This is a genomic window from Thauera mechernichensis, from assembly GCF_029588855.1.
Lineage (GTDB): Bacteria > Pseudomonadota > Gammaproteobacteria > Burkholderiales > Rhodocyclaceae > Thauera > Thauera mechernichensis.
Genome location: NZ_JARQZE010000008.1, coordinates 129,384 through 151,103, shown reverse-complemented (window position 1 = coordinate 151,103; position 21,720 = coordinate 129,384). Strand labels below are relative to the sequence as shown.

The following is a 21,720-nucleotide window of genomic DNA, read 5'->3' as shown; positions in this document are numbered from 1 at the left end:
CCGTCCATGTCCCAATCCCTTCTTCTTGACGGCAAGGTTGCCGTCATCACCGGCGGTGCCGGCCTCAACGGCCTGGGCTTCGCCACTGCCCGCATGCTGGCCGCGCAAGGTGCGCGCATCGCCCTGCTCGACCTGGAGCAGGCCAACCCGGCGGCGGCTGCAGCCGAACTCGGTCCGCAGCACATCGGCCTGGTGGCCAACGTCACCGACAAGGCGGCTTGCGATGCGGCCGCCGCCGAAATCGTCAAGCGCCTGGGTCGTATCGACGTGCTGGTAAACAACGCCGGCATCACCCAGCCGCGCAAGACGCTCGACATCACCTCGGCCGACTACGATGCCGTGCTCGACGTCAGTCTGCGCGGCACGCTGTTCATGTCGCAGGCGGTCATCCCGACCATGCAGGCGCAGAAGAGCGGCTCGATCGTGTGCATTTCGTCGGTGTCGGCACAGCGCGGTGGCGGTATCCTCGGCGGCCCGCACTACTCGGCCGCTAAGGCGGGCGTGCTCGGCCTGGCCAAGGCCATGGCGCGCGAGTTCGGCGCCGACAACATCCGCGTCAACTGCATCACTCCGGGCCTGATCGCCACCGACATCAACAAGGGCAAGATCCCCGAGGACAAGCGCGCGGCGATTCTCGACGGCATCCCGCTGGGCCGTATCGGCGAACCCAGCGATGTGGGCGGTTGCATCGTCTTCCTGGCGAGCGACCTGTCCAAGTACTGCACCGGCATCACCCTGGACGTGAACGGCGGCATGCTGATCCACGGCTGACCCCCCGGCCCGGCGCCGGCCGGGCCCGCTTTCGCATCGCTGCAGTAGCCGGGCGCCGCCGCGGCAGCCCGGTCCACACAAGGCAAGAGAAGGAGACCACCATGATGAAGAAGACCCTGATCGCACTCGTCGCCACCCTGGCCATGGGCGCTTCCACCAGCTGGGCGCAACAGGTGCTGCGTATGGCGCATGGCGCGGCGCCGGGCAACCCGCGCTCCGAAGCAGCGCTCAAGTTCGCCGAGCTGGTCGAGACCAAGACCGCCGGCCGGGTGAAGGTCGAGGTGGGCGGCAGCGCGCAGTTCGGCGACGACGTCGAGTCGATCACCAACATGCGTCTGGGTACACTGGCTTTCAGCGCCAATTCGCAGGGGGCCACTGCGGGCGTGGTGCCGGAATTCAACCTGATCGGACTGCCCTTCCTGTTCCGCGACCTCAACCACGCCTACCGCGTGGTCGATGGCCCGGTCGGCGCCAAGCTCGACGAGGCTGCCAACGGCAAGGGCCTGGTGCTGCTCGCGTTGTGGGATAACGGTATCCGCCACACCAGCAACAACAAGCGCCCGATCACCACGCCGGACGACCTGCAGGGCATCAAGCTGCGTACGCCGCCCGACACGATGACCCTGGACATCTTCAGGGCGCTCGGCGCCAACCCCGGCCCGCTGGCCTTCTCCGAGCTGTACATCGCGCTGCAGCAGGGCGTATTCGACGGCCAGGAGAACCCGTTGATGAACGTCTACGCGTCCAAGCTCCATGAGGTGCAGAAGTACATCTCGCTCACCGGCCACAAGTACGAGACCACGCCGGTGCTGGCCAGCCGGATGATCTGGGCCGGGCTGTCCAAGGCCGACCAGCAGGCGATCAAGGAGGCTGCCGTCGAGGCCGGCAAGCTGAACCGCGAGCTGTCGCTGGCGGCCGATACCGAGTTGCGCGAGAAGCTGGCCGCAGCCGGCGTGCAGATCAACGAGGTCGACCAGGCTCCCTTCGTCGCCAAGACCCAGCCGGTCTACGACAAGTGGGCGGCGCAGTTCCCCGACCTGGTCAAGCTGATCGTCTCGGAAGCGGGTAAGTAAAGATGTCGACCCACGCCACTTCCCCCGCCGCGACCTCGAGCAGTGTCCCGGCCCGGGTGGTGAAGTGGGTGGACGCTGCGATCGTGGCCGCCGGTGTGGCGGTCGCGATCAGTGCTCTGGTCGTCATGTTCGTATCCCTGATGGCCGAAGTGATCGTCCGCTACTTCACCAACCAGGGCATGGGCTGGCCGACCGAGATGCCCAACATCCTGTTCCCCTGGCTGGTCATGGGCGGCATCGTGCTCGCCGCCCAGCGTGGCCAGCACATTGCCGTCACCGCCATCCACGGCTGGCTCGGGCGCGGTGCCAACCGCATGCTGATGGTCGGCCATCAGGTGCTTGTCGCCGCGGCCTTCTTCTATCTTGCCTGGGTCGGCCTCGATGTCATCGAGATCACCGGCAGCGAGGTGTACCCGGTGACCGGTATCTCGGCCCGCTGGGCCTACATGGCGATGATCGTCGGCTTCGTCGGCCTCGGCATCACGGCGCTGAGCACCTTGGTCCGGCTGCTGATCGCGAACGATCCGTTCTCCGTCCGCGCCCACCACATCGAGGAGGACGTATGACTGTCGTGATGCTTCTTGTATTCAGCGCGCTGCTGGTGCTGGCCCTGCCGGTCGGTTACGCGCTGGTGATCAGCTCCGGCCTGGCTGCGGTGACTGCCGGCGGCATGCCGAGCGTGGCCGCGGTGGTGAAGATCTTCCAGCCCACGCAGAGCTTCCCGCTGCTGGCCATTCCCTTCTTCATGCTGTCGGGCAACCTGATGATGGGCGGCACGCTGGGCAAGCGCCTGATCGACTTCGCCACCAAGCTGGTCGGCCGCTTCCATGGCGGGCTGGGGCAGGTGACGGTGGTGGGTTCGACGGTGTTCGGCGGGGTGTCGGGCTCGGCCGTGGCCGAAGCCTCGGCGCTGGGTTCGATGCTCATCCCGTGGCAGAAGCGCGAAGGCTATCCCCCGGCCTTCGCCGCGGCGGCCACGGCGTCGTCGTCGGTCATCGCCGGCCTCATCCCGCCTTCGATTCCGCTCATCCTGTATGCAGCCGTGTCCAACCAGTCGATCGCCGCGCTCTTTCTTGCCGGCATTCTTCCCGGGCTGATGCTGTGCGGCGGTTTCATGCTGGTGTGCTACTTCTCGGGACGCCTGCGCGGCTTCAAGCGCCTGGCCGAGGGGGTGACCTGGAAGGGCGTGCTGCGTGCCACGGTGTCTGCCGCACCGGCGCTGGCGATGCCGGCTTTCATCGTCATCCTGCTGCGGGCCGGGATCGCCACACCCACCGAGGTGAGCGTGCTGGCGGTGTTCTACGGCCTGATGGTGAGCGCCCTGGTGTATCGCGACCTGAGCTTCAAGCGGCTCTACGACGCGCTGGTGCACACCGCCGTCACGACCGGCGTGGTGATGCTGGTGATCGCGGCGTCCAACCTGGTGGGGTTCGTGCTGACCGTCGAGGCGGTGCCGACCGCCGTGGCCGAATGGACCGTCGAGACGCTGAAGTCGCCGTGGATGGTGATCCTGATGCTCAACCTCATCATGGTCACGGTAGGCATGTTCCTCGATCTGCCGGCTGCGATCCTGCTTCTGGGGCCGACCTTCGTCGCCATCGGCAATGCGATCGGTCTCGACCTGGTGCAGCTCGGCATCATGATGGCGGTGAACCTGAGCATCGGCCTGTTCACCCCGCCGGTCGGGACCACGCTGTTCATCTCTGCCGCCATCTCGCGTCAGAAGGTGGGGGCCGTGGTGCGCGAGCTGTGGCCCTTCTACCTGGTCGCGATCACGGTGTTGTTACTGATCTCCTTCGTGCCCGCCTTCACGCTGTACTGATCCCGCGCGTGGCGTCGCGCCCCGCCAGCCCACCCCGCCCCCGTAACCACCCCGCTATTGCCTCCCCCCTCACAGGGGGAGGCAAGGGAGAACCCTTGCCATGCATGCCGTAGAACCTCGCCAACTCGCCAACGCCATCCGCTTTCTGTCGCTCGATACCATCGTCCACGCCGCCGAGGGCCACCAGGGCGTGCCGCTGGGCATGGCGGAGATCGCCACCGCGCTGTTCACCCGTCACCTCAAGTTCAACCCGGCCGACCCCACCTGGCCCGACCGTGACCGCTTCGTGCTGTCGAACGGCCATGGATCGATGCTGTTGTACTCGCTGCTGCACCTCACCGGCTACGACAAGATCAGCCTCGAACAGGTCAAGTCCTTCCGCGAGCTGGGCTCGCATTGTGCCGGTCACCCTGAGTTCGAGCCCGCCTGCGGCATCGAGGTCACCACGGGTCCGCTCGGCCAGGGCATCGCCAACGCCTTCGGCATGGCGGTAGCCGAGGCCTATCTGAATGCGCGCTTCGGCGCCGGCCTGGTCGACCACTGCACCTGGGCCTTCGTTGGCGACGGTTGCCTTCAGGAAGGCCTCGGTCAGGAGATGATCTCGCTCGCCGGCCATCTGAAGCTCGGCAAGCTGATCCTGTTCTGGGACGACAACAAGATTACCGACGATGGCAGCACCGACTTGTCGATCAGCGAGGATGTGGCGGCGCGCTTCCGCGTCGCCGACTGGCACGTGGTCGAAGTCGATGGCCACGACATCGATGCCGTGTCGGCCGCGATCACGCTGGCCAGGCAGGATCCGCGCCCCTCGCTGATCGCCTGCCGCACCGTGATCGGCCGCGGCATCCCGCGCGTGCAGGGCCAGCGTGCCGGCCACAGCGCGCGCCTGTACCCCGAGGACGCACAGGCCACGCGTGAGCTGCTGGGCTGGCCGCACGCGCCGTTCGAGATCCCGGCCGACATCCTTGGTGCCTGGCGTGCCGCAGGCCGCCGCAGCGCTGCCGACTACAGTGCCTGGCAGACGCGCCTGGCCGCACTGCCGGCTGCCGAGCGCGCCGAGTTCGAGCGCGTGCAGGCCGGCGAACTGCCCACCGGCTGGCGCGAGGTACTGACCGACTACCGTCGCAAGGCCGCTGCCGATACCGAGCCCAAGCCCGGCATCTTCGCCTCGGCCGAGATCAACGACCTGCTGGTGGGCGTGCTGCCCGAGCGCATCGTCGGCTGCGCCGACCTGGAGGCCCCCACCTCCCACAAGCGCGGCCTTGCCGCCTTCACCGCCGAGGACCGCGGCGGCGCGTACGTGCACTGCGGCGTGCGCGAGCACCTGATGGGTGCGATGGCCAACGGTATCGCCGCGCATGGCGGCGCCATCCCGCTTGCAGTCACCTATCTTGCCTTCTCCGACTACGAACGCCCGGCCATGCGCATGGCGGCGCTGATGGGCCTGCCGGTCAAGTTCGTGTTCAGCCACGACTCGATCGGCGTCGGCAAGAACGGCCCCACCCACCAGCCAGTGGAAATCCTCGCCTCGCTGCGTGCCATGCCCAACATGCTGGTGATGCGCCCGGCCGACGCCGTGGAGGCGGCCGAATGCTGGGAGGTCGCGCTGGAACTCCGGCGCACGCCGGCCAGCCTGATCTTCGCCCGCCAGGCCTTGCCCACGCTGCGCACCACGCACAGCGCGGACAACCGGTCGCGCCGCGGCGCCTATGTGCTGGCCGAAGCCGAAGGCGGCGCGCGTGCCGTGACCCTGCTCGCAACCGGATCCGAGGTGCAGTTGGCGGTCGAGGCGCGCCGGCTGCTGCAGGCCGAGGGTATCCCTACCGCGGTGGTGTCGATGCCGTGCTGGGAGCTCTTCGAGGCCCAGGATGCAGGCTACCGCAGTGCCGTGCTGGGCGAGGGCTGCGTACGCGTCGGCGTCGAGGCGGCGATGCGCTTCGGCTGGGACGCCTGGCTGGGGCCGCGCGGCGGCTTTGTCGGCATGGCTGGCTTCGGTGCGTCCGGCCCTTACGAGCAGCTCTACGCACACTTCGGCATCACCCCGGCTAACATCGTTGCCGAAGCAAAGCGCTACCTCTGACCCCCTGGAGACAAGAGTCCACATGCACAAGATCGTCTTCCTCGACCGCGAGACCATCGCGCCGCAGATCCGCCTGCGCAGCCCCGCGTTCGCGCACGAGCTGGTCGTCTACGACAGGACCGCGCCCGATCAGATCGTCGAGCGCCTGGCCGGCGCCAGCATCGCGATTACCAACAAGGTGCCGCTGTCCGCCGCAGTGCTGGCGCAACTGCCTGCGCTGCGACTGATTGCGGTCGCCGCCACCGGCACCGATTGTGTCGACAAGGCCTACTGCCAGCAGCGTGGCATTGCGGTGGCGAACATCCGCGGCTATGCGGTCAATACCGTCCCCGAGCACACCTTCGCGCTGATGCTGGCGCTGCGCCGCAACCTGGTCGCCTACCGCGACGACGTGCTCGCGGGCGAGTGGCAGCGCTCGGGCCAGTTCTGCTTCTTCAACCATGCCATCCACGACCTGCGCGGCGCCCGCCTGGGCATCATCGGTGAAGGCGTGCTGGGCCAGCGCGTGGCCGACATCGCGCGCGCCTTCGGCATGGTGCCGCTGTTCGCAGCACGCAAGGGCAGGACCGGTGCCGGCAGCCTGTACACGCCCTGGGATGAAATGCTGGCGACCAGCGACATCATTACCCTGCATTGCCCGCTCACGCCGCAGACGCGCGGCATGATCGCGATGCCCGAGTTCCGCGCCATGGTGCGGCGTCCGCTCATCATCAACACCGGGCGCGGCGGCCTGGTGGACGAGGCCGCGCTGGTACAGGCGCTCGACGAAGGCCTGATCGCCGGCGCGGGCTTCGACGTCGCCGACGGCGAGCCGCCGGCGGCCGACAGCCCGATGATGCGCATTGCCGCGCGCCCCAACGTCATCCTGACGCCGCATGTGGCCTGGGCCTCGGACGAGGCCCAGCAGGCCTTGGCTGACCAGCTCATCGACAACATCGAGCACTTCGTCGCCGGCTCGCCGCGCAACCTGCTGCAGTAAAGGGGGCCTCCGACGAAAAGCTCGCGGCTCGCGCCGCTCCTACAGCGAACAGCTGTGCGTGGGGTCGTCGTAGGAGCGGCGCCAGCCGCGAGGGGTTGAAGGCGGCGACATGCCTGAAGCCGGTGAGTCTGTAGCGCCGCATGCGGTGTGTGATTTTTGCGCTGCAGCGTCTGGATTTGACATTCCGTATAGATTGCCCGTACTGCCGGTGGCGACAATCGCGAGCTTTTTTCTTTCGCGTGACGCATGCCCGGGAGGGGCCATGAACATCGGCATTCGTGAACGGCTTTTGGCGGTACTGATTCTGCCTTTGCTCATCGTGGCTGGCTTTGTCGTCTCCAGCATGCTGGCGAACCATGCGCTGTGGCGTACGGCGCTCGATACCGAGCGCACCGTGGCGCTTGCGGTGAAGGCGGGGGCTGCTGCGCATTACCTGCAGATCGAGCGCGGCGCGACGGCAGGCTATCTGCAAAGCGGCGGCAAGCGCTTTGCAGATGTGCTGCCAGGCTATCGCGCCAACACGGACCAGGCCGTCCAGGGGGTGGAGCAGGCCTTTGCCGAACTCGCGGCCGAAGCGGGTGCCGCCCAGGCGCTGAGCGTGGCGGCGCAGGCGGCCCGGCAGAGCCTGGCGCAGTTGCGCGATACGCGCGCCGGCGCCGATCGTCTCGGGATCGCGGCGGCGGAGTCGAGCGCGTTCTATACCAGCACCATCGCCACCCTGCTCAAGACGGTGAATGTGGCCAGCTCAGCGGTTGCCGATGGCGGCGCGGCAAAGCGCCTGGCTGCCCTGGAGATGCTGTTGCACGCCAAGGAGTATGCGGGCCAGGAGCGCGCGACGATGGTGCCGGTGTTTACCGCCGACCGAATCGAACGCGCACAGTACCGCGGCTTGAACGAGCGCATCGGCAAGCAGCTTGCGTTCGTTTCGGCCCTGTCATCGCTGGCGGAGCCCATTCACTGGCAGGCCTACCTCCAGGCGGTCAGCGGCCAGCCCGAGACCGCGGTGGAGGCCTTGCGTGCCAGATTGCATGATTCTGCGGAGGGTTTCGGCGTGACGCCGGAGACATGGTTCTCGACCACCACCGCCCGGATCGACGCCATGCTCACCGTCGAGCAGCGGGTCAGCGGCGATCTGCTGGCCTGGGCCGGTGAGCAGGCGGAAGAGGCGCAAAGGGCCATGTTCGTGGCGGCGCTGCTCGGTACGCTCGCGATCGCACTGACGCTGGTGTTCGGCATGGTGATCATCCGCTCCATCACCCGCCCGCTCGCCACCTTGCAGGATGTTCTCGTGCGGGTCGAGACGAGCGGCGACTGCAGCCTGCGCGCGGGCCTCTCCGGGCGGGATGAAGTGGGGCGTACCGCGGCCGCGTTCGACCGCATGATGGCGCGTATTGCCGCCCTGATCGGCGAGACCCGGCAGTCGGCCGATGCCATTGCTGCGGCCGCACAGTCCATGTCGGCTGCAGGGGCTCAGGTGGAGAAGGGCTCGGATGCGCAGTCGGAGGCGGCGTCAGCTGTCGTCGCCAGCGTGCAGCAGACTGCGGTGAGCATTTCCGAGACGGCCAGCAATGCCCGCGTGGCGGACGCGACTGCAGTGCAGGCGCGTGCCGATATCGAAGCCACGCTGGCTGCGGTGCGCGAGACTGCGGACAACGTCGATAGCCTGGCCGGCATGATCGACGCCGCCAGCGGCGACATCGTGCGACTGGCCGAGAGTTCGCGCCAGATCGACGGCATCGTGCGCACCATCAAGGATATTGCCGACCAGACCAACCTGCTGGCGCTCAATGCCGCGATCGAGGCGGCGCGAGCGGGCGAGCAGGGGCGCGGTTTCGCCGTTGTCGCCGACGAGGTGCGCAAGCTGGCGGAGAACACCTCCGCGGCAACCAACGTCATATCCGGCCTCATCGGTGGCATCCAGGGCCAGGTCGATGCCGCAGTGGCGCACATGCAGAAGGCAAACGACAAAGCCGGGTCGACGCGCACCCGCGTGGTGGCTTCCACCGGTGCGCTCGATGCCGCCAGCGCCGATACCGGGCGGGTCACGACGTCGGTGCGCAACATCGCCGACGCGGTGCGCGAACAGGATGCCGCAGTTCAGGAGATCGCCCGGCGCATCGAGCACATCGCGCAGATGACCGAGGAGAACACGGCTGCCGCGAGCAATGCGGCCGAGACTGCGCGACATCTCGACGCGCTCGCCGGCAAGTTGCGCGAGACCGTAGGCTGGTTCAAGGTGCAGCCGGGTGAGCACGCATACGAACGCATGCGTTGATCGCGGGGCAGTCCGGGCGCGTCAGTCCTCGGGCGCCTCGTCGAGCATGCGCTTGAGGTAGTCGGGCAGGCCCGACAGGACCAGGGTGTCGGTGGCGCGGTCGTAATGTACTGCGCCCGAGTGCAGGCCGCTGCGCTCGAACTCGAGCTTCCAGTTGTCGCCGCTGGCGCTGAAGCGCACCAGCGGGCGGATGGCGCGGCGGTTGGGAACGAAGCCGGGGGCGATCCTGGTCTCCTCGGCACGCAGCAGGGCGTCGAGCCGAGCGGGCTGTTCGGGAAAGACCTCGCGCGCGAGCTCTTCGAACACCACCGGGGCGCCTGCCTCGCCCAGGGTGTCGAGGTAGTCGTGGGCGCGCTCGAGCACGGCATCGCGGGTGGCGGGGGCAAGGCCCTCGGTGTCGACGAAGCGGTCGAGCGTGGCGACCAGCTTCTTGGTCTCCTGCAGTGCGACCATGACGTCGCTGCATCCGAGTGCGTTCTTGAACCACATGCCGCCTTTGCCGCGCCCGCGCAGGAAGCCGATATAGCGCTCGTCACCGCGTCGCCAGCCCGACAGGTCGATGCGCCCGGCCGCATGCAGGGCGGTGAAGTCGAGGTGGCAGCAGTCGAGCGCTTCGAGCGCACCGCCGATGCGTACGCCTTCGGCCTCACCAATCAGCGCCAGCCACAGGCAGTCCGTGCCGCCTCCGTTGGCGCCCCCTTCGCGGATGCGTGCCATGACCAGCTGGCCGCCTTCTTCAAGCTCCTCCGCGTCGGTGAGCGCCTGCACGCGCTCGGCGAAGGCGCGAGACAGGCCTGCGAAGTCGAGCGTCTCATCGACGAGGTGTTCGCGCAGCCAGCGTGCCAGCGGGTAGCTTTCCTCATCCTCCTCGAAGCGGCCGAAGCCCTTGGCCGAGCGGCTGTCGTACTGGCTGCACAGGCGTTCTGCAAGCCGCAGCGCGGCAGCGTCGAGCGTGCATGGTCCTTCGCGCAGGATCAGGCGAGCCGGCGAGCCGGGGGCCTTTTCCAGGGTGTGGATGATCAGGTGGGTGACGGTGTGCTCGAGGGGGCGCATGCGGGTGGGGCTCGCGGTAGGGCGGGGCCGAATTCTCGCATGTGCGGAGCCTGCGCAGGGCCCGGTGACGTCCTGAGGGCTCGTGCTGACCCGCTGCGTTCCGATGGCTGTGCAGTCAGCGTTTGGATACGACTAAAGTTATGCTTGCCGGGACCGATGAATACATGAACAAGGCCTTGCTCATGTGAGGTCGCATCCCCGGAGACATACATGATGAATGCCCTCGACAACCTCAGCCTGCGTGGCAAGCTGTTCCTGCTTTCCGGTCTTTCCTGTGGTGTCCTGTTGTTTGCAATCGCCTTCGCGCTCTACGAAGTACGTCTGATCGAGCGCGAGGTGGATACCATCGGGCAGCACGACCTGCCGGGCTTGCAGGCTGCGGGGGCAATGGGCGAGTGGCGTCTGCGCTACCGCGTGCGCAGCCTCGAGTTCATGATGGCGACCGGTGCAGCGGAGACGGAGCGCATGACGGCCTCGCTCGACCAACTGCACCAGGGTTTCATGAAGGAGATTGCCGGCTATCGGACGCGCCAGATTTCAGAGCGTGAGCGTGCGCTGCTCGATGCGGTTGAGCGCAGTGTGCTGGGCTACCACGAGGTGGTGCAGCAGGCCCGGGACCTGCTCGCGCGCGGTGATCGCAATGGGGCTGACACGCTGCGCCGAACGGTGTGGGTGCAGCGTGCGGATGCGGCGCGCGATGCCGTCGCCGAACTGGTCGCTTACAACCGCGCTGCGGCCGAAGGCAATGTGGGCGAGGTGGCGACCGAGGTGCGGGCGGCATTCATTGGCGGGCTTTCCGCCGCCGCGATTGGTCTGGCGGTCGCCATCACCCTCACCCTGGTGTTTGCCGGGCGTATGAGTGGTCGCTTGCGCGCGGCGGTCAGCGGCACTCAGCAGATCGCTGCGGGCGACCTGCGCGCAGCCCTGCCCGAGCCGAGCGCCGACGAGATCGGCGACCTGGTACGCGCGATGCGCGACATGCAGTCCTCGCTACGCGAGACCATCGCGCTCAGCCGTGACGGTGCGGGGCAGGTGGGTGACTCGGCAACGAGCCTGCTCGAGGCCTCACGTCAGGTCAGCGAAGGCGCCTCGGCGCAGAGCCAGGCGGCCAGCAGCATCGCAGCCAATGTCGAGGAGCTGACTGTTTCGATCTCGCATGTGTCCGATCGCACCAGCGATGCGAGCCGCGTAGCAGCGGAGTCAGGCGCAGGCGCGACGGCCGGCAAGCAGTCGATGGAGCGGTTGGTTGCGGGCATGCGCGAAGTCGAGCAGGTGGTGGGTGATGCGGCGACTCGCATCACCGGTCTGGAGGCGCAATCCGCGAAGATTTCCCATATCGTCGCCGTGATCCGCGAGATCGCCGAGCAGACCAACCTGCTGGCGCTCAATGCTGCGATCGAGGCGGCGCGGGCCGGCGAGCAGGGGCGGGGCTTTGCGGTGGTGGCCGATGAGGTGCGCAAGCTCGCCGAACGTACCGCCACGTCCACCGAGGAGATCACCGGCATGGTGGCATCCGTCCAGGCAGGGACGAAGGAGGCCGTTGCCGGGATCGAGCGCGGAGTCCAGGTCGTCAGGCGCAGCAGCGCGGAGGCAGTCGAGACCGGCGGCACGATCGGCCGCCTGCATGAACTCTCGGGCGAGGTGGCGGGCATCGTCTCCGAACTCGACCTGGCTTTGCGTGAGCAGGCAACGGCCTCGTCCGAGGTGGCGCGGCGGGTCGAGGACATCGCGCTGCGGGCAGAGCAGAGCAGCAGCGCCACAAGCAGCATCGTGGTGGCCGCACAGGAAATGGAAGGCGTTGCGGCGCAGATGCGGCGTCAGGTCGAGCGCTTCAAGGTTTGAGCCGCGGCGGCTGGGCTGGTGGGTTCGGGCCGAACGGCGCACAGACCACACTCACACCAGCCGGTTTCGACAAGACCCGGCAGAAAAGCAAAGGGGCTTGCATCGCTGCAAGCCCCTGAATTTTTTGGTGGTGATGGGCGGAATCGAACCGCCGACCTACGGGTTATGAATCCGTCGCTCTAACCGTCTGAGCTACATCACCAACCGAGCTCGCGAATATAGCGGTTCAGGTGAGTAGGCGTCAACAGGTTTGATGGCTTGGCGTGTCCGGGGGTGTTGTCGGGGCGGTGGCGTCAGGGTCTCATCGAAGTCTTGATTTATAAGGCTTTTGCATTGACAGGGCAGGGGGGATCGGGGATCATTCGACGCCTGTCCTTTTCGGTTCCGGCTCGTTCCGGTCTGTCCTTGCGCCCGTTATCTCTTCCTGCCCTGCTGTTCCTGGTGCTCGGTGTATTGCCCGGCCTGGTGTCTGCGGCGCTACCGCGCAACATTCCCGAGGCTGCGTTCCTGGTGAAGATGGCGTTCGCCCAGCCTGGCAAGGTCCAGGTGAAGGGCAAGGTCAATGGCAAGGACGTTGAGGCGGTGCTGCTGCTGAGTCCCGGTGCGCAGATCCGCGACATTCACAACCGAATCGTGCTCCCCTCGCACATCGGTGGGGAATACATCGTGCGGATGCTGCTCGACAACAACGGCCAGGTGCACCGGGTGTGGGTCCTCACCCCGCAAGAGGTCGCGGCGTCCGCGCCCACACGCTGAGCGGCCCGCGATGTTCGCGCCGCTCGCATCCCGCCCCGCAGTGATTTCCCTCTCATCATGAAAAAGCTCTACATCCGCACCTTCGGGTGCCAGATGAACGAGTACGACTCCGACAAGATGGCGGACGTGCTCGGCGCCCACGAAGAACTGGTCAAGACCGATAACCCGGAAGAGGCCGATGTGATCCTCTTCAACACCTGTTCGGTGCGCGAGAAGGCGCAGGAGCGGGTGTTCCACGACCTCGGCCGCGTGCGCTTGCTCAAGCAGCAGAAGCCGGGGCTGATCATCGGCGTGGGCGGCTGCGTGGCCAGCCAGGAAGGCGAGGCCATCGTCAAGCGCGCGCCTTATGTGGACGTGGTGTTCGGGCCGCAGACCCTGCACCGTCTGCCCAAGCTCATCGAGGCGCGCAAGCAGACCGGGCGCTCGCAGGTGGATATCTCCTTCCCCGAGATCGAGAAGTTCGACGCCATGCCGCCGGCACGTGTCGAGGGCGCGAGCGCCTTCGTGTCGATCATGGAGGGCTGTTCCAAGTACTGCACCTTCTGCGTCGTGCCCTACACCCGAGGCGACGAGGTGTCGCGCCCGCTCGAGGATGTGCTGGCCGAGATCGCCGGCCTGGCCGCTCAGGGCGTCAAGGAGGTGACCCTGCTCGGCCAGAACGTCAACGCCTGGCGCGGCGTGCTGACGCGCGAGGATGGCGAGGACGGCGCCGACGTTGGTGATTTCGCCTTCCTGCTCGAATGCGTGGCCGAGATCCCCGGCATCGAGCGCATCCGCTATACCACCTCGCATCCGCGCGAGATGACGCAGCGCCTGATCGACTGCTACGCGAAGATCCCCAAGCTGGTGTCGCAGCTTCATCTGCCGGTGCAGTCGGGCTCGGACCGCGTGCTGGCGGCAATGAAGCGTGGCTACTCGGTGATCGAGTTCAAGTCCGTCGTGCGCAAGCTGCGCGCGGCACGGCCGGACCTGTCGCTGACCTCGGACTTCATCGTCGGCTTTCCGGGCGAAACCGAAGAGGACTTCGACAAGACCATGAAGCTGATCGACGATATCGGCTTCGACGGCTCCTTCAGCTTCGTCTACAGCGCCCGTCCCGGCACGCCGGCGGCCGACCTCGAAGACCCCGTGCCGCAGGAGTCCAAGCTCGCCTGGCTGGCCCGCCTGCAGAAGCGCATCGACGAGCAGTACCAGGCCAACAGCGAGGCCATGGTCGGCACGGTGCAGCGCATTCTGGTCGAGGGTGCGGCGAAGAAGAACGCCGAGGTCGAGATGATGGGCCGCAGCGACAATAACCGCGTGGTCAACTTCCCTTCCGATTCGCCCAATCGTGACCGCCTGATCGGCCAGTTCATTGATGTGCGCATCACTGCTGCGCTGCCGCATAGCCTGCGCGGCGAGATCATCGTTCGGGAATCCTGAATGGCGAAAACCCTGGAAGTCTTCTTCGAGCCGGTGGACAACCCCCGGCTGGCCCGCTTGTGCGGCGTGCTGGACGAGAACCTGCGCCAGATCGAGAACGCCTTCGACATCACGGTCAGCCGGCGCGGCGAGCACTTCACCCTCAACGGCCACCCCAGCCAGGTGCTGCGCGGCGAGATGGCGCTCAAGCAGTTCTACGAGCGCGCCGACAAGGACCTGTCGCTCGACGATGTGCAGCTCGGCCTGATCGAGATCGGCAGCCGTGGCGCCGGCGCCGATCCGCTGCAGCCCGCCCCCGTGCTGATGACGCGGCGCACCGAACTGCACGGCCGCACCCCGCGCCAGGTGGAATACCTGAAGAACATCCAGGAGTTCGACATCACCTTCGGTATCGGCCCGGCCGGTACCGGCAAGACCTATCTTGCGGTAGCGAGTGCGGTGGACGCCTTCGAGCGCGACCTGGTCGAGCGCATCATCCTCACCCGCCCGGCGGTCGAAGCCGGCGAGCGCCTGGGTTTCCTGCCCGGCGATCTGGCGCAGAAGGTCGACCCCTACCTGCGCCCGCTCTACGACGCGCTCTACGACCTGATGGGATTCGACCGCGTCGGCAAGCTCTTCGAGCGCAGCCTGATCGAGATCGCGCCGCTCGCCTTCATGCGCGGGCGCACGCTCAACAACGCCTTCATCATCCTCGATGAGGCGCAGAACACCACGCCCGAGCAGATGAAGATGTTCCTTACCCGCATCGGCTTCGGTGCCAAGGCGGTGGTGACCGGCGACCTCACCCAGGTCGACCTGGCGCGCGGCCAGCGCAGCGGCCTCAAGGAGGCGCGCAAGGTGCTGGCGGACGTGCGCGGCATCGCATTCACCGAGTTCGCCAAGGAAGACGTGGTGCGTCATCCGCTTGTCGCACGCATCGTGGATGCTTACGACCGCGAAAGTGCGCGTATCGAGCAGGCCAGGGTGGCGGCACGCGCCCAACAACAGCAGGACAAGGAATCACAGGATGCCGAAGACGGGGAGTAAGCAGGACGCAGGGCAGGACAAGGGGATCGCGGCGACAGCAGGCAAGCCGAAGCTCGTCGCCATCGACGCCGAAGGCAAGGCCACGCGCTTGAAGGCGGAGCGGCTCGAGATCGACTTTGGCGATGGCCGCAAGCTGGTGCTCGCTTTCCCCGAGCGCGCCTGGGGCGATCTCGAGATCGAGGCCGATGCCGACGACGCGGCCGCGGTGCCGATGCTGTCGCTGCAGCCCGGCGCCTGCAATCTGCTCACCTTGCGTGTCGACGTGCATCATGACATGAGCTTCGTCGATGTGCCCGGGTTGCCCGAGCACGCCCGCCCGCCGGCGCTCCGGCTGTCCGTGCAGAAGGCGGTGGAGGGCGAGGACAAGGCCAACGCCCCCAAGAAGAACCACATCCGGCGCTGGGCGCAGGCCGCGCTGCAGCGGGATGCCGAGGTTACCGTGCGCCTGGTCGGCGAAGAGGAGGGGCGCGAGCTCAACCGTGCCTACCGCGGCAGGGACTACGCTACCAATGTGCTCACCTTCGCCTATGCTGACGGTGAGGATCTGTCGCTGCCGGCGCAGGACAACAGCGCCGTGCTCGCGGGCGATCTCGTGCTGTGCGTACCGGTGGTGATGCGCGAGGCAGCGGTGCAGGGCAAGACGCCCGAAGCTCACTTCGCGCACTTGGTCGTGCATGGCATGCTCCACCTGCAGGGCCATGACCACGAGAATGAGGCTGAGGCAGCGGTGATGGAGCGGCTCGAAACCGACGTCCTGCGCGGGCTGGGCTATGCAGACCCCTATGCCTGAGCGCGGTGTGCGCGAGGCTGACTTGCACGACCCCTGGGCTTGAGTGGAGACCCCGACCCAAAAAATGGACAGTTCCCCTAAACCGTCGTTACTTGAGCGACTTTCGGCCTTTCTCTCGCGCGAGCCGGAAGATCGCGAAGAACTCCTCGCGCAATTGCACGCGGCCTTCGATCGCAACCTGATCGACGCCGATGCCCTTTCCATCATCGAAGGCGCCCTGCAGATGTCCGACATGCAGGTGCGTGACGTGATGATTCCGCGCGCGCAGATGGACTGCGTGCACCTGGACGATCCGATCGACGCGATCGTCAATTTCGCCATCGACACCGCGCATTCGCGCTTCCCCGCCATTGGTGATGGCAAGGATGATGTCGCCGGCATTCTGCTTGCCAAGGACCTGCTGCGCTACTTCGCCGGGCGCGAATTCGACCTGCGCGACATGTTGCGTCCTGCCGTGTTCGTGCCCGAGTCCAAGCGCCTCAACGTGCTGTTGCGCGAGTTCCGCGTGTCGCGCAACCACATGGCGATCGTGGTCGACGAGTACGGCGGCGTGGCCGGGCTGGTCACCATCGAGGATGTGCTCGAACAGATCGTCGGCGATATCGAGGACGAGTACGACTTCGACGAGGTCGGCGACAGCATCCGCCTCGATCACAGCGGTCGCTACCGTGTGAAGGCCACGACCGAGATCGAGGACTTCAACGAAGCGTTCGCCACCCACTTCAGCGACGAGGAATACGACACCGTTGGCGGTCTCGTCATACGCCACTTCGGGCGTCTGCCCAAGCGCGGTGAAGCCGTGGAGCTCGAGGGTCTGAAGATCCAGGTACTGCGCGCCGACAGCCGGCGGGTCTACACCCTGGTCGTCGAGCATCTGCCGCAGCCCGAGCCCGCCGCCGAGTGATGCGTGTCGCCCTGCTTGCCGCGTTGCTCGCGGGCGGCGCGTCGGTATTCGCGTTTGCGCCCTTCGGGCTGTTCCCGCTTGCCTTCGCGAGCCTGGCCGTGCTGGCCTGGCTGCTCGGGCGTGCCGGGTGCTGGCGCCAGGGCTTCGCGCTCGGCTTTGCCTGGGGTTTCGGTGCATTCATCGGTGGCGTGTCGTGGCTGTATGTCGCGCTCGAGCGCTATGGCGGCATGCCGATCCCGCTCGCTGCGCTCGCCATTGCGCTGTTCTGTGCCTACCTCGCGCTTTATCCCGCACTGGCAGGTGGCGTCTTCGTCGCCCTGCGTCGGCGGCTGGGCTTGGCGCACGGGCTGGTCCAGGCCGTGTTGTTCGGCGCCTTGTGGCTGCTTGCGGAATGGTTGCGCGGCGTCGTATTCACCGGCTTCCCGTGGCTGGCCATCGGCTATTCGCAGACGCCGCCCAGTCCGCTCGGCGGCTGGCTGGCGGTGGTCGGCGTGTACGGTGTGGGCGGGCTCGTTGCCTTCCTGGCGGCGCTTGTCGCCAGCGCGGCCAGCGCTGTGCGTGCCTGGCGGGCCGTGTTGGCTGCGGTCGTGGTGCTCGCCGCCGGGGCTGGCCTGCAGGGGCGGCCGTGGACGCAGCCCGTTGGCGAGCCGCTCGAGGTCGCGCTGGTGCAGACCAACTTTGCCCAAAGCCTGAAGTGGGATCCCGATCATTTCGCTGATGTGCTGCAGGTCAACCTTGATCTCGTACGCGAGCAGTTTGGCCGACCGGCGCCTCCCGCGATCACGGTGTTGCCTGAGACCACCTTGCCCACCTTGCTCGAACGCCTGCCTGCGGGCTACCTGGCGGTGCTCGCACAGCTTGCACGCGAGGCCGGTGGAGACCTTGTGCTCGGCGTATTCCGGCGTGACGAGGCGGGACGGATCTACAACGCCGCGATGAGCCTGGGGCGCGCGCCGGAGCAGCACTACGCCAAGCAGCACCTGGTGCCGTTCGGTGAGTACTCGCCGCCCTTGTTCGGCTGGTTCTACCGCCTGGTCGACATCCCCATGGCGGACCAGACTCGTGGCGCGCCCGATCAGCCGCCCATGCTGATCGATGGGCAGCGGGTGGCGATCAATATTTGCTACGAGGACCTGTTCGGCGCGGAGCTGATCCGCGCCCTGCCACAGGCCACGCTGATGCTGAACCTCTCCAATCTGGCCTGGTACGGCGATTCGCTTGCCCAGCCGCAGCACCTGCAGATCGCGCGCGTGCGCGCGCTCGAGACCGGGCGGCCGATGCTGCGCGCGACCAACACCGGCATGACCGCGTTGGTCCAGCCCGACGGCCGGGTCGCCGGCGTGCTGCCCGAGTTCGAGCGTGGCGTGCTGCGCGTGCAGGTTCAGGGCTTCAACGGTATGACCCCCTACGCCCGCTGGGGCGATGGCCTTGCCCTGATTGTCGCGCTCCTCGTCATTGCCGCGCTCCCTCTTTCCCGCCGGAGGGTTTGAGCGCATAACCCCCCGCCGCGACCCTCGGTAGCAGCGGCGCCAGCCGCGAGGGGTTGAAGGTGACGGGCGTGGTCGGCTGTGACGAAAAGCTCGCGGCTCGCGCCGCTCCTACAGCAGGGCGTCGCGCGCTCGATTCCCCCGTGGGAGCGGCGCCAGCCGCGAGGGGTTGAAGGTGATGGGCGTGGTCGGCTGTGACGAAAAGCTCGCGGCTCGCGCCGCTCCTACAGCAGGGCGTCGCGCGCTCGATTCCCCCGTGGGAGCGGCGCCAGCCGCGAGGGGTTGAAGGCGATCGCGCCCGCGCCGGGTCGAGCGGGTGAGGGCTTCGGCGCGATTGCGCCGAGCCGAAGCCCCCGCACTTGCCGAAGCCCGGTAAAATCACGGTCTTTGCGTGCGCTGCGCAGCCCGGAGGCTGCCCGAGACCATGACCACCGAATCCCGACTCGTGAAACCGACCTTCCAGCAAGTCATCCTCACGCTCCAGCACTTTTGGGGCGAGCGCGGCTGCGTGCTGCTGCAGCCCTACGACCTCGAGGTGGGCGCCGGCACCAGCCATACCGCCACCTTCCTGCGCGCCATCGGCCCCGAGCCCTGGAACGCTGCCTACGTTCAGCCCTCGCGCCGCCCCAAGGACGGCCGCTATGGCGAGAACCCCAACCGCCTGCAGCACTACTATCAGTTTCAGGTGGTGTTGAAGCCCTCGCCGCTGAACATCCAGGAGCTCTACCTCGACAGCCTGCGCGCGCTCGGCATCGACCCGATGGTGCACGACATCCGCTTCGTCGAGGACGACTGGGAGAATCCCACCCTCGGCGCCTGGGGCCTGGGCTGGGAAGTGTGGCTGGATGGTATGGAAGTCACCCAGTTCACCTATTTCCAGCAGGTCGGCGGCCTCGATTGCAAGCCGGTGCTGGGCGAGATCACCTACGGTATCGAGCGCCTGGCGATGTACCTGCAGGGCGTTGAAAACGTCTATGACCTGGTGTGGTCGATCGCGCCGGACGGGCGCAAGGTGACCTACGGCGACGTCTATCACCAGAACGAGGTCGAGCAGTCGACCTTCAACTTCGAGCACAGCAACGTCGACTTCCTGTTCTCGCTGTTCAACAACTACGAATCCGAGGCCAGGCGCGTGATGGAAGTCGGCCTCGCGCTGCCGGCTTACGAGATGGTGCTGAAGGCCGCGCACACCTTCAACCTGCTCGACGCCCGCGGCGCTATCTCGGTGACCGAGCGCGCCGCCTATATCGGCCGCATCCGCAACCTGTCGCGCGCCGTCGCCCAGGCCTATTTCGAATCCCGCGAAGCCCTTGGCTTCCCGATGCTGAATACCACCAAGGAGGCCGCGTGATGACCAGCGCGACCCTGCTCGTTGAACTGCTCACCGAAGAACTGCCGCCCAAGGCCCTGCCGCGCCTGGGCGAGACTTTCGCTACCCGGATCGCCGATGGCCTCAAGGCCAAGGGGCTGGCGCCTGCCGACGCCGCCTTCCGCACCTTCGCCAGCCCGCGCCGGCTGGCGGTGACGGTTGCGAAGGTGGCCTCAGAGGCCGCTGCCAAGGAGGTCACCGAGAAGCTGATGCCCGTGTCCGTGGCACTCGACGCCGAGGGCAAGCCGACGCCGGCGCTGCTCAAGAAGATGGAAGCCAAGGGCATCCCGGTGGGGGCCGTCGCCGGCTTCGAGCGCCGCATGGACGGCAAGGCCGAGGCGCTGTTCCACACCGCCATGGTGCCGGGCGCCAAGCTCGCCGACGTCCTGTCGGCGATCGTGCAGGACGCGATCAAGGCGCTGCCGATTCCCAAGGTCATGCGCTGGGGCGACGGCGACGCGACCTTCGTGCGCCCGGTGCATAAGCTCACCTTCCTGCACGGCGCCGATGTGGTGCCGGGTCGCGTGCTCGACCTGGACTCGGGGCGCACCACGCGTGGCCACCGCTTCATGAGTCGCGGCGACATCGACATCGCGACTGCGGATGCCTATGAGCCCACGCTGCTCGCCGAGGGCAAGGTCATTCCCAACTTCGCCGAGCGCCGCGCCAACATCGAGCGCCAACTGCTCGCCGAGGCCGCGAAGCAGGGCGCGCTGCTCAACGAATATGCCGACCTGCTCGACGAGGTCGCGGCGCTGGTCGAGCATCCGACGGTGTATGTGGGCGAGTTCGAGGCCGAGTTCCTTGCCGTGCCGCAGGAGTGCCTGATCCTGACGATGCGCGCCAACCAGAAGTATTTTCCGCTCTTCGACGGCGCCGGCAAACTGCTCAACCGTTTTCTGATCGTCTCCAATATGCAGGTGGCCGACCCGAGCAACATCGTCGCCGGCAACGCCCGCGTGGTGCGCCCGCGGCTCTCGGACGCGCGCTTCTTCTTCGAGCAGGACAAGAAACAGAAGCTCGAGGCTCGCCTGCCGCGCCTGGCGCCGGTGGTGTATCACAACAAGCTCGGCAGTCAGCTCGAGCGTGTCGAGCGCCTCGAAGCCCTGGCCGGCGCGATCGTCGCCCAACTGCACGGCGACGTCGCCGCGGCCAAGCGCGCCGCACGCCTGGCCAAGGCCGACCTCGTCACCGACATGGTGGGCGAATTCCCCGAGCTGCAGGGCATCATGGGCCGCTACTACGCGCTCGCCGACGGCGAGGGGCAGGTGGTGGCCGATGCCATCCAGGCCCATTACCAGCCGCGCTTTGCCGGCGATGAGTTGCCCGCGGGCAATGTCGCCGCTGCGGTGGCACTGGCCGACAAGCTCGACGCCCTGGCCGGCTTCTTCGGCATAGGCATGGTGCCGACGGGCGACAAGGACCCGTTTGCGCTGCGCCGCGCAGCCCTCGGCGTGCTGCGCATCCTCATCGAAGCGCCGCTGCCGCTCGAGTTGCCCAAGCTCATCGACACCGCTGCCGCCGGCTTCAAGCCCGGCCTGCTGACCGCCGAGGGTTTCGCCGCGCAGTTGCAGGACTTCATGTTCGAGCGCCTGAAGAACCTGCTGCGAGAGACAGGGCGCGACGGTGCGGTGATCGACGCCGTGCTCGCGCTCAAGCCGGTACGCATCGATCTGGTGCCCGCCAAGCTCGCCGCGGTGGAGGCTTTCCGCGCGCTGCCCGAGGCCGAGGCTCTGGCGGCCGCCAACAAGCGCATCGTCAACATCCTGAAGAAGGCCGAGGGTGCGCCGGGCGAGCCCGATCTCGCACTGCTGCAGGAGGAGGCCGAGAAGGCGCTCTTCCGTCAGGTGGTCGAAGTCGCGCCGCTGGTGCGCTCACATGTCGCCAACGAGGACTACACTGCGGCGCTGTGTGCGCTCGCCGGCCTGCGTGCGGCGGTCGACCAGTTCTTCGAGGACGTCATGGTGATGGCAGAAGAACCGCTGACCCGTGCCAACCGCCTTGCGCTGTTGGCGCAACTGGCTGGCCTGATGAACCAGGTCGCTGATATCTCGCGCCTGTCGGCCTGAGC

At 67.2% G+C, this 21,720-nt stretch carries 17 protein-coding genes and 1 tRNA gene; 16 read left to right on the top strand and 2 right to left on the bottom strand.

All coding sequences use genetic code 11. From position 1 onward, the window contains the following. Positions 1-6 precede the first annotated feature (6 nt). From P7F68_RS12795 to P7F68_RS12765, 7 genes are all read left to right on the top strand, one after another. The gene (locus P7F68_RS12795; RefSeq protein ID WP_002930501.1) at positions 7-771 is read left to right on the top strand and encodes an SDR family NAD(P)-dependent oxidoreductase; all 765 of its coding nucleotides are present in this window, start codon (positions 7-9) and stop codon (positions 769-771) included. 101 nt (positions 772-872) lie between these two features. Then, a complete protein-coding gene (locus tag P7F68_RS12790) occupies positions 873-1,844 on the top strand; it encodes a TRAP transporter substrate-binding protein (RefSeq protein ID WP_002930504.1) in 972 nt (323 codons plus the stop codon). Between the two features lie 2 nt (positions 1,845-1,846). Next, entirely contained in the window at positions 1,847-2,410 is a 564-nt protein-coding gene (locus P7F68_RS12785; RefSeq protein ID WP_277833638.1) for a TRAP transporter small permease, read from the top strand. An 8-nt stretch (positions 2,411-2,418) separates the two neighbouring features. Next, positions 2,419-3,666 carry a TRAP transporter large permease gene (locus P7F68_RS12780; RefSeq protein ID WP_270069253.1) on the top strand — a complete coding sequence of 416 codons (1,248 nt, stop codon included), beginning with the start codon at positions 2,419-2,421 and terminating at the stop codon, positions 3,664-3,666. A 100-nt stretch (positions 3,667-3,766) separates the two neighbouring features. Then, entirely contained in the window at positions 3,767-5,746 is a 1,980-nt protein-coding gene (gene tkt, locus P7F68_RS12775) for a transketolase (RefSeq protein ID WP_277833635.1), read from the top strand. A 22-nt stretch (positions 5,747-5,768) separates the two neighbouring features. Further along, positions 5,769-6,725 carry a D-2-hydroxyacid dehydrogenase gene (locus P7F68_RS12770; RefSeq protein WP_002930512.1) on the top strand — a complete coding sequence of 319 codons (957 nt, stop codon included), beginning with the start codon at positions 5,769-5,771 and terminating at the stop codon, positions 6,723-6,725. A gap of 262 nt (positions 6,726-6,987) precedes the next feature. Continuing rightward, positions 6,988-9,000, top strand: coding sequence for a methyl-accepting chemotaxis protein (locus tag P7F68_RS12765; RefSeq protein WP_277833632.1), 2,013 nt, complete (start codon positions 6,988-6,990; stop codon positions 8,998-9,000). Between the two features lie 21 nt (positions 9,001-9,021). Here P7F68_RS12765 and P7F68_RS12760 read toward each other — a convergent pair whose 3' ends face one another. Continuing rightward, entirely contained in the window at positions 9,022-10,053 is a 1,032-nt protein-coding gene (locus P7F68_RS12760; protein ID WP_002938554.1) for a nucleoid-associated protein, read from the bottom strand. A gap of 210 nt (positions 10,054-10,263) precedes the next feature. On the opposite strand from P7F68_RS12760, the gene P7F68_RS12755 reads away from it, so the two are divergent. Next, positions 10,264-11,895 carry a methyl-accepting chemotaxis protein gene (locus P7F68_RS12755; RefSeq protein ID WP_277833630.1) on the top strand — a complete coding sequence of 544 codons (1,632 nt, stop codon included), beginning with the start codon at positions 10,264-10,266 and terminating at the stop codon, positions 11,893-11,895. A 125-nt stretch (positions 11,896-12,020) separates the two neighbouring features. Here the strand turns inward: P7F68_RS12755 and P7F68_RS12750 are convergent. Continuing rightward, a tRNA-Met gene (locus tag P7F68_RS12750) sits at positions 12,021-12,097 on the bottom strand. A 203-nt stretch (positions 12,098-12,300) separates the two neighbouring features. Here P7F68_RS12750 and P7F68_RS12745 point away from each other — a divergent pair. The 8 genes from P7F68_RS12745 to glyS all read left to right on the top strand — a co-directional run bounded on the left by P7F68_RS12745 (position 12,301) and on the right by glyS (position 21,718). Beyond that, complete coding sequence (locus P7F68_RS12745) at positions 12,301-12,651, top strand: hypothetical protein (protein ID WP_277833628.1); 351 nt, start codon at positions 12,301-12,303, stop codon at positions 12,649-12,651. 57 nt (positions 12,652-12,708) lie between these two features. Beyond that, positions 12,709-14,073, top strand: coding sequence for a tRNA (N6-isopentenyl adenosine(37)-C2)-methylthiotransferase MiaB (gene miaB / locus P7F68_RS12740; protein WP_002928454.1), 1,365 nt, complete (start codon positions 12,709-12,711; stop codon positions 14,071-14,073). Next, on the top strand, positions 14,074-15,099 hold the full coding sequence (locus P7F68_RS12735; RefSeq protein WP_277833625.1) for a PhoH family protein: 1,026 nt from the start codon (positions 14,074-14,076) through the stop codon (positions 15,097-15,099). After that, entirely contained in the window at positions 15,080-15,889 is an 810-nt protein-coding gene (gene ybeY, locus P7F68_RS12730) for an rRNA maturation RNase YbeY (protein ID WP_277833623.1), read from the top strand. The genes P7F68_RS12735 and ybeY overlap by 20 nt, the downstream gene beginning before the upstream one ends. Positions 15,890-15,953: 64 nt before the next feature. Next, positions 15,954-16,793, top strand: coding sequence for an HlyC/CorC family transporter (locus tag P7F68_RS12725; protein WP_051018563.1), 840 nt, complete (start codon positions 15,954-15,956; stop codon positions 16,791-16,793). Continuing rightward, positions 16,793-18,283, top strand: a complete 1,491-nt coding sequence (gene lnt, locus P7F68_RS12720; protein ID WP_277833651.1) for an apolipoprotein N-acyltransferase — start codon at positions 16,793-16,795, stop codon at positions 18,281-18,283. The genes P7F68_RS12725 and lnt overlap by 1 nt, the downstream gene beginning before the upstream one ends. Positions 18,284-18,704: 421 nt before the next feature. Further along, a complete protein-coding gene (gene glyQ, locus P7F68_RS12715) occupies positions 18,705-19,631 on the top strand; it encodes a glycine--tRNA ligase subunit alpha (RefSeq protein WP_002928462.1) in 927 nt (308 codons plus the stop codon). After that, on the top strand, positions 19,631-21,718 hold the full coding sequence (gene glyS, locus P7F68_RS12710) for a glycine--tRNA ligase subunit beta (RefSeq protein ID WP_277833620.1): 2,088 nt from the start codon (positions 19,631-19,633) through the stop codon (positions 21,716-21,718). The genes glyQ and glyS overlap by 1 nt, the downstream gene beginning before the upstream one ends. The last annotated feature ends 2 nt before the right edge of the window (positions 21,719-21,720 follow it).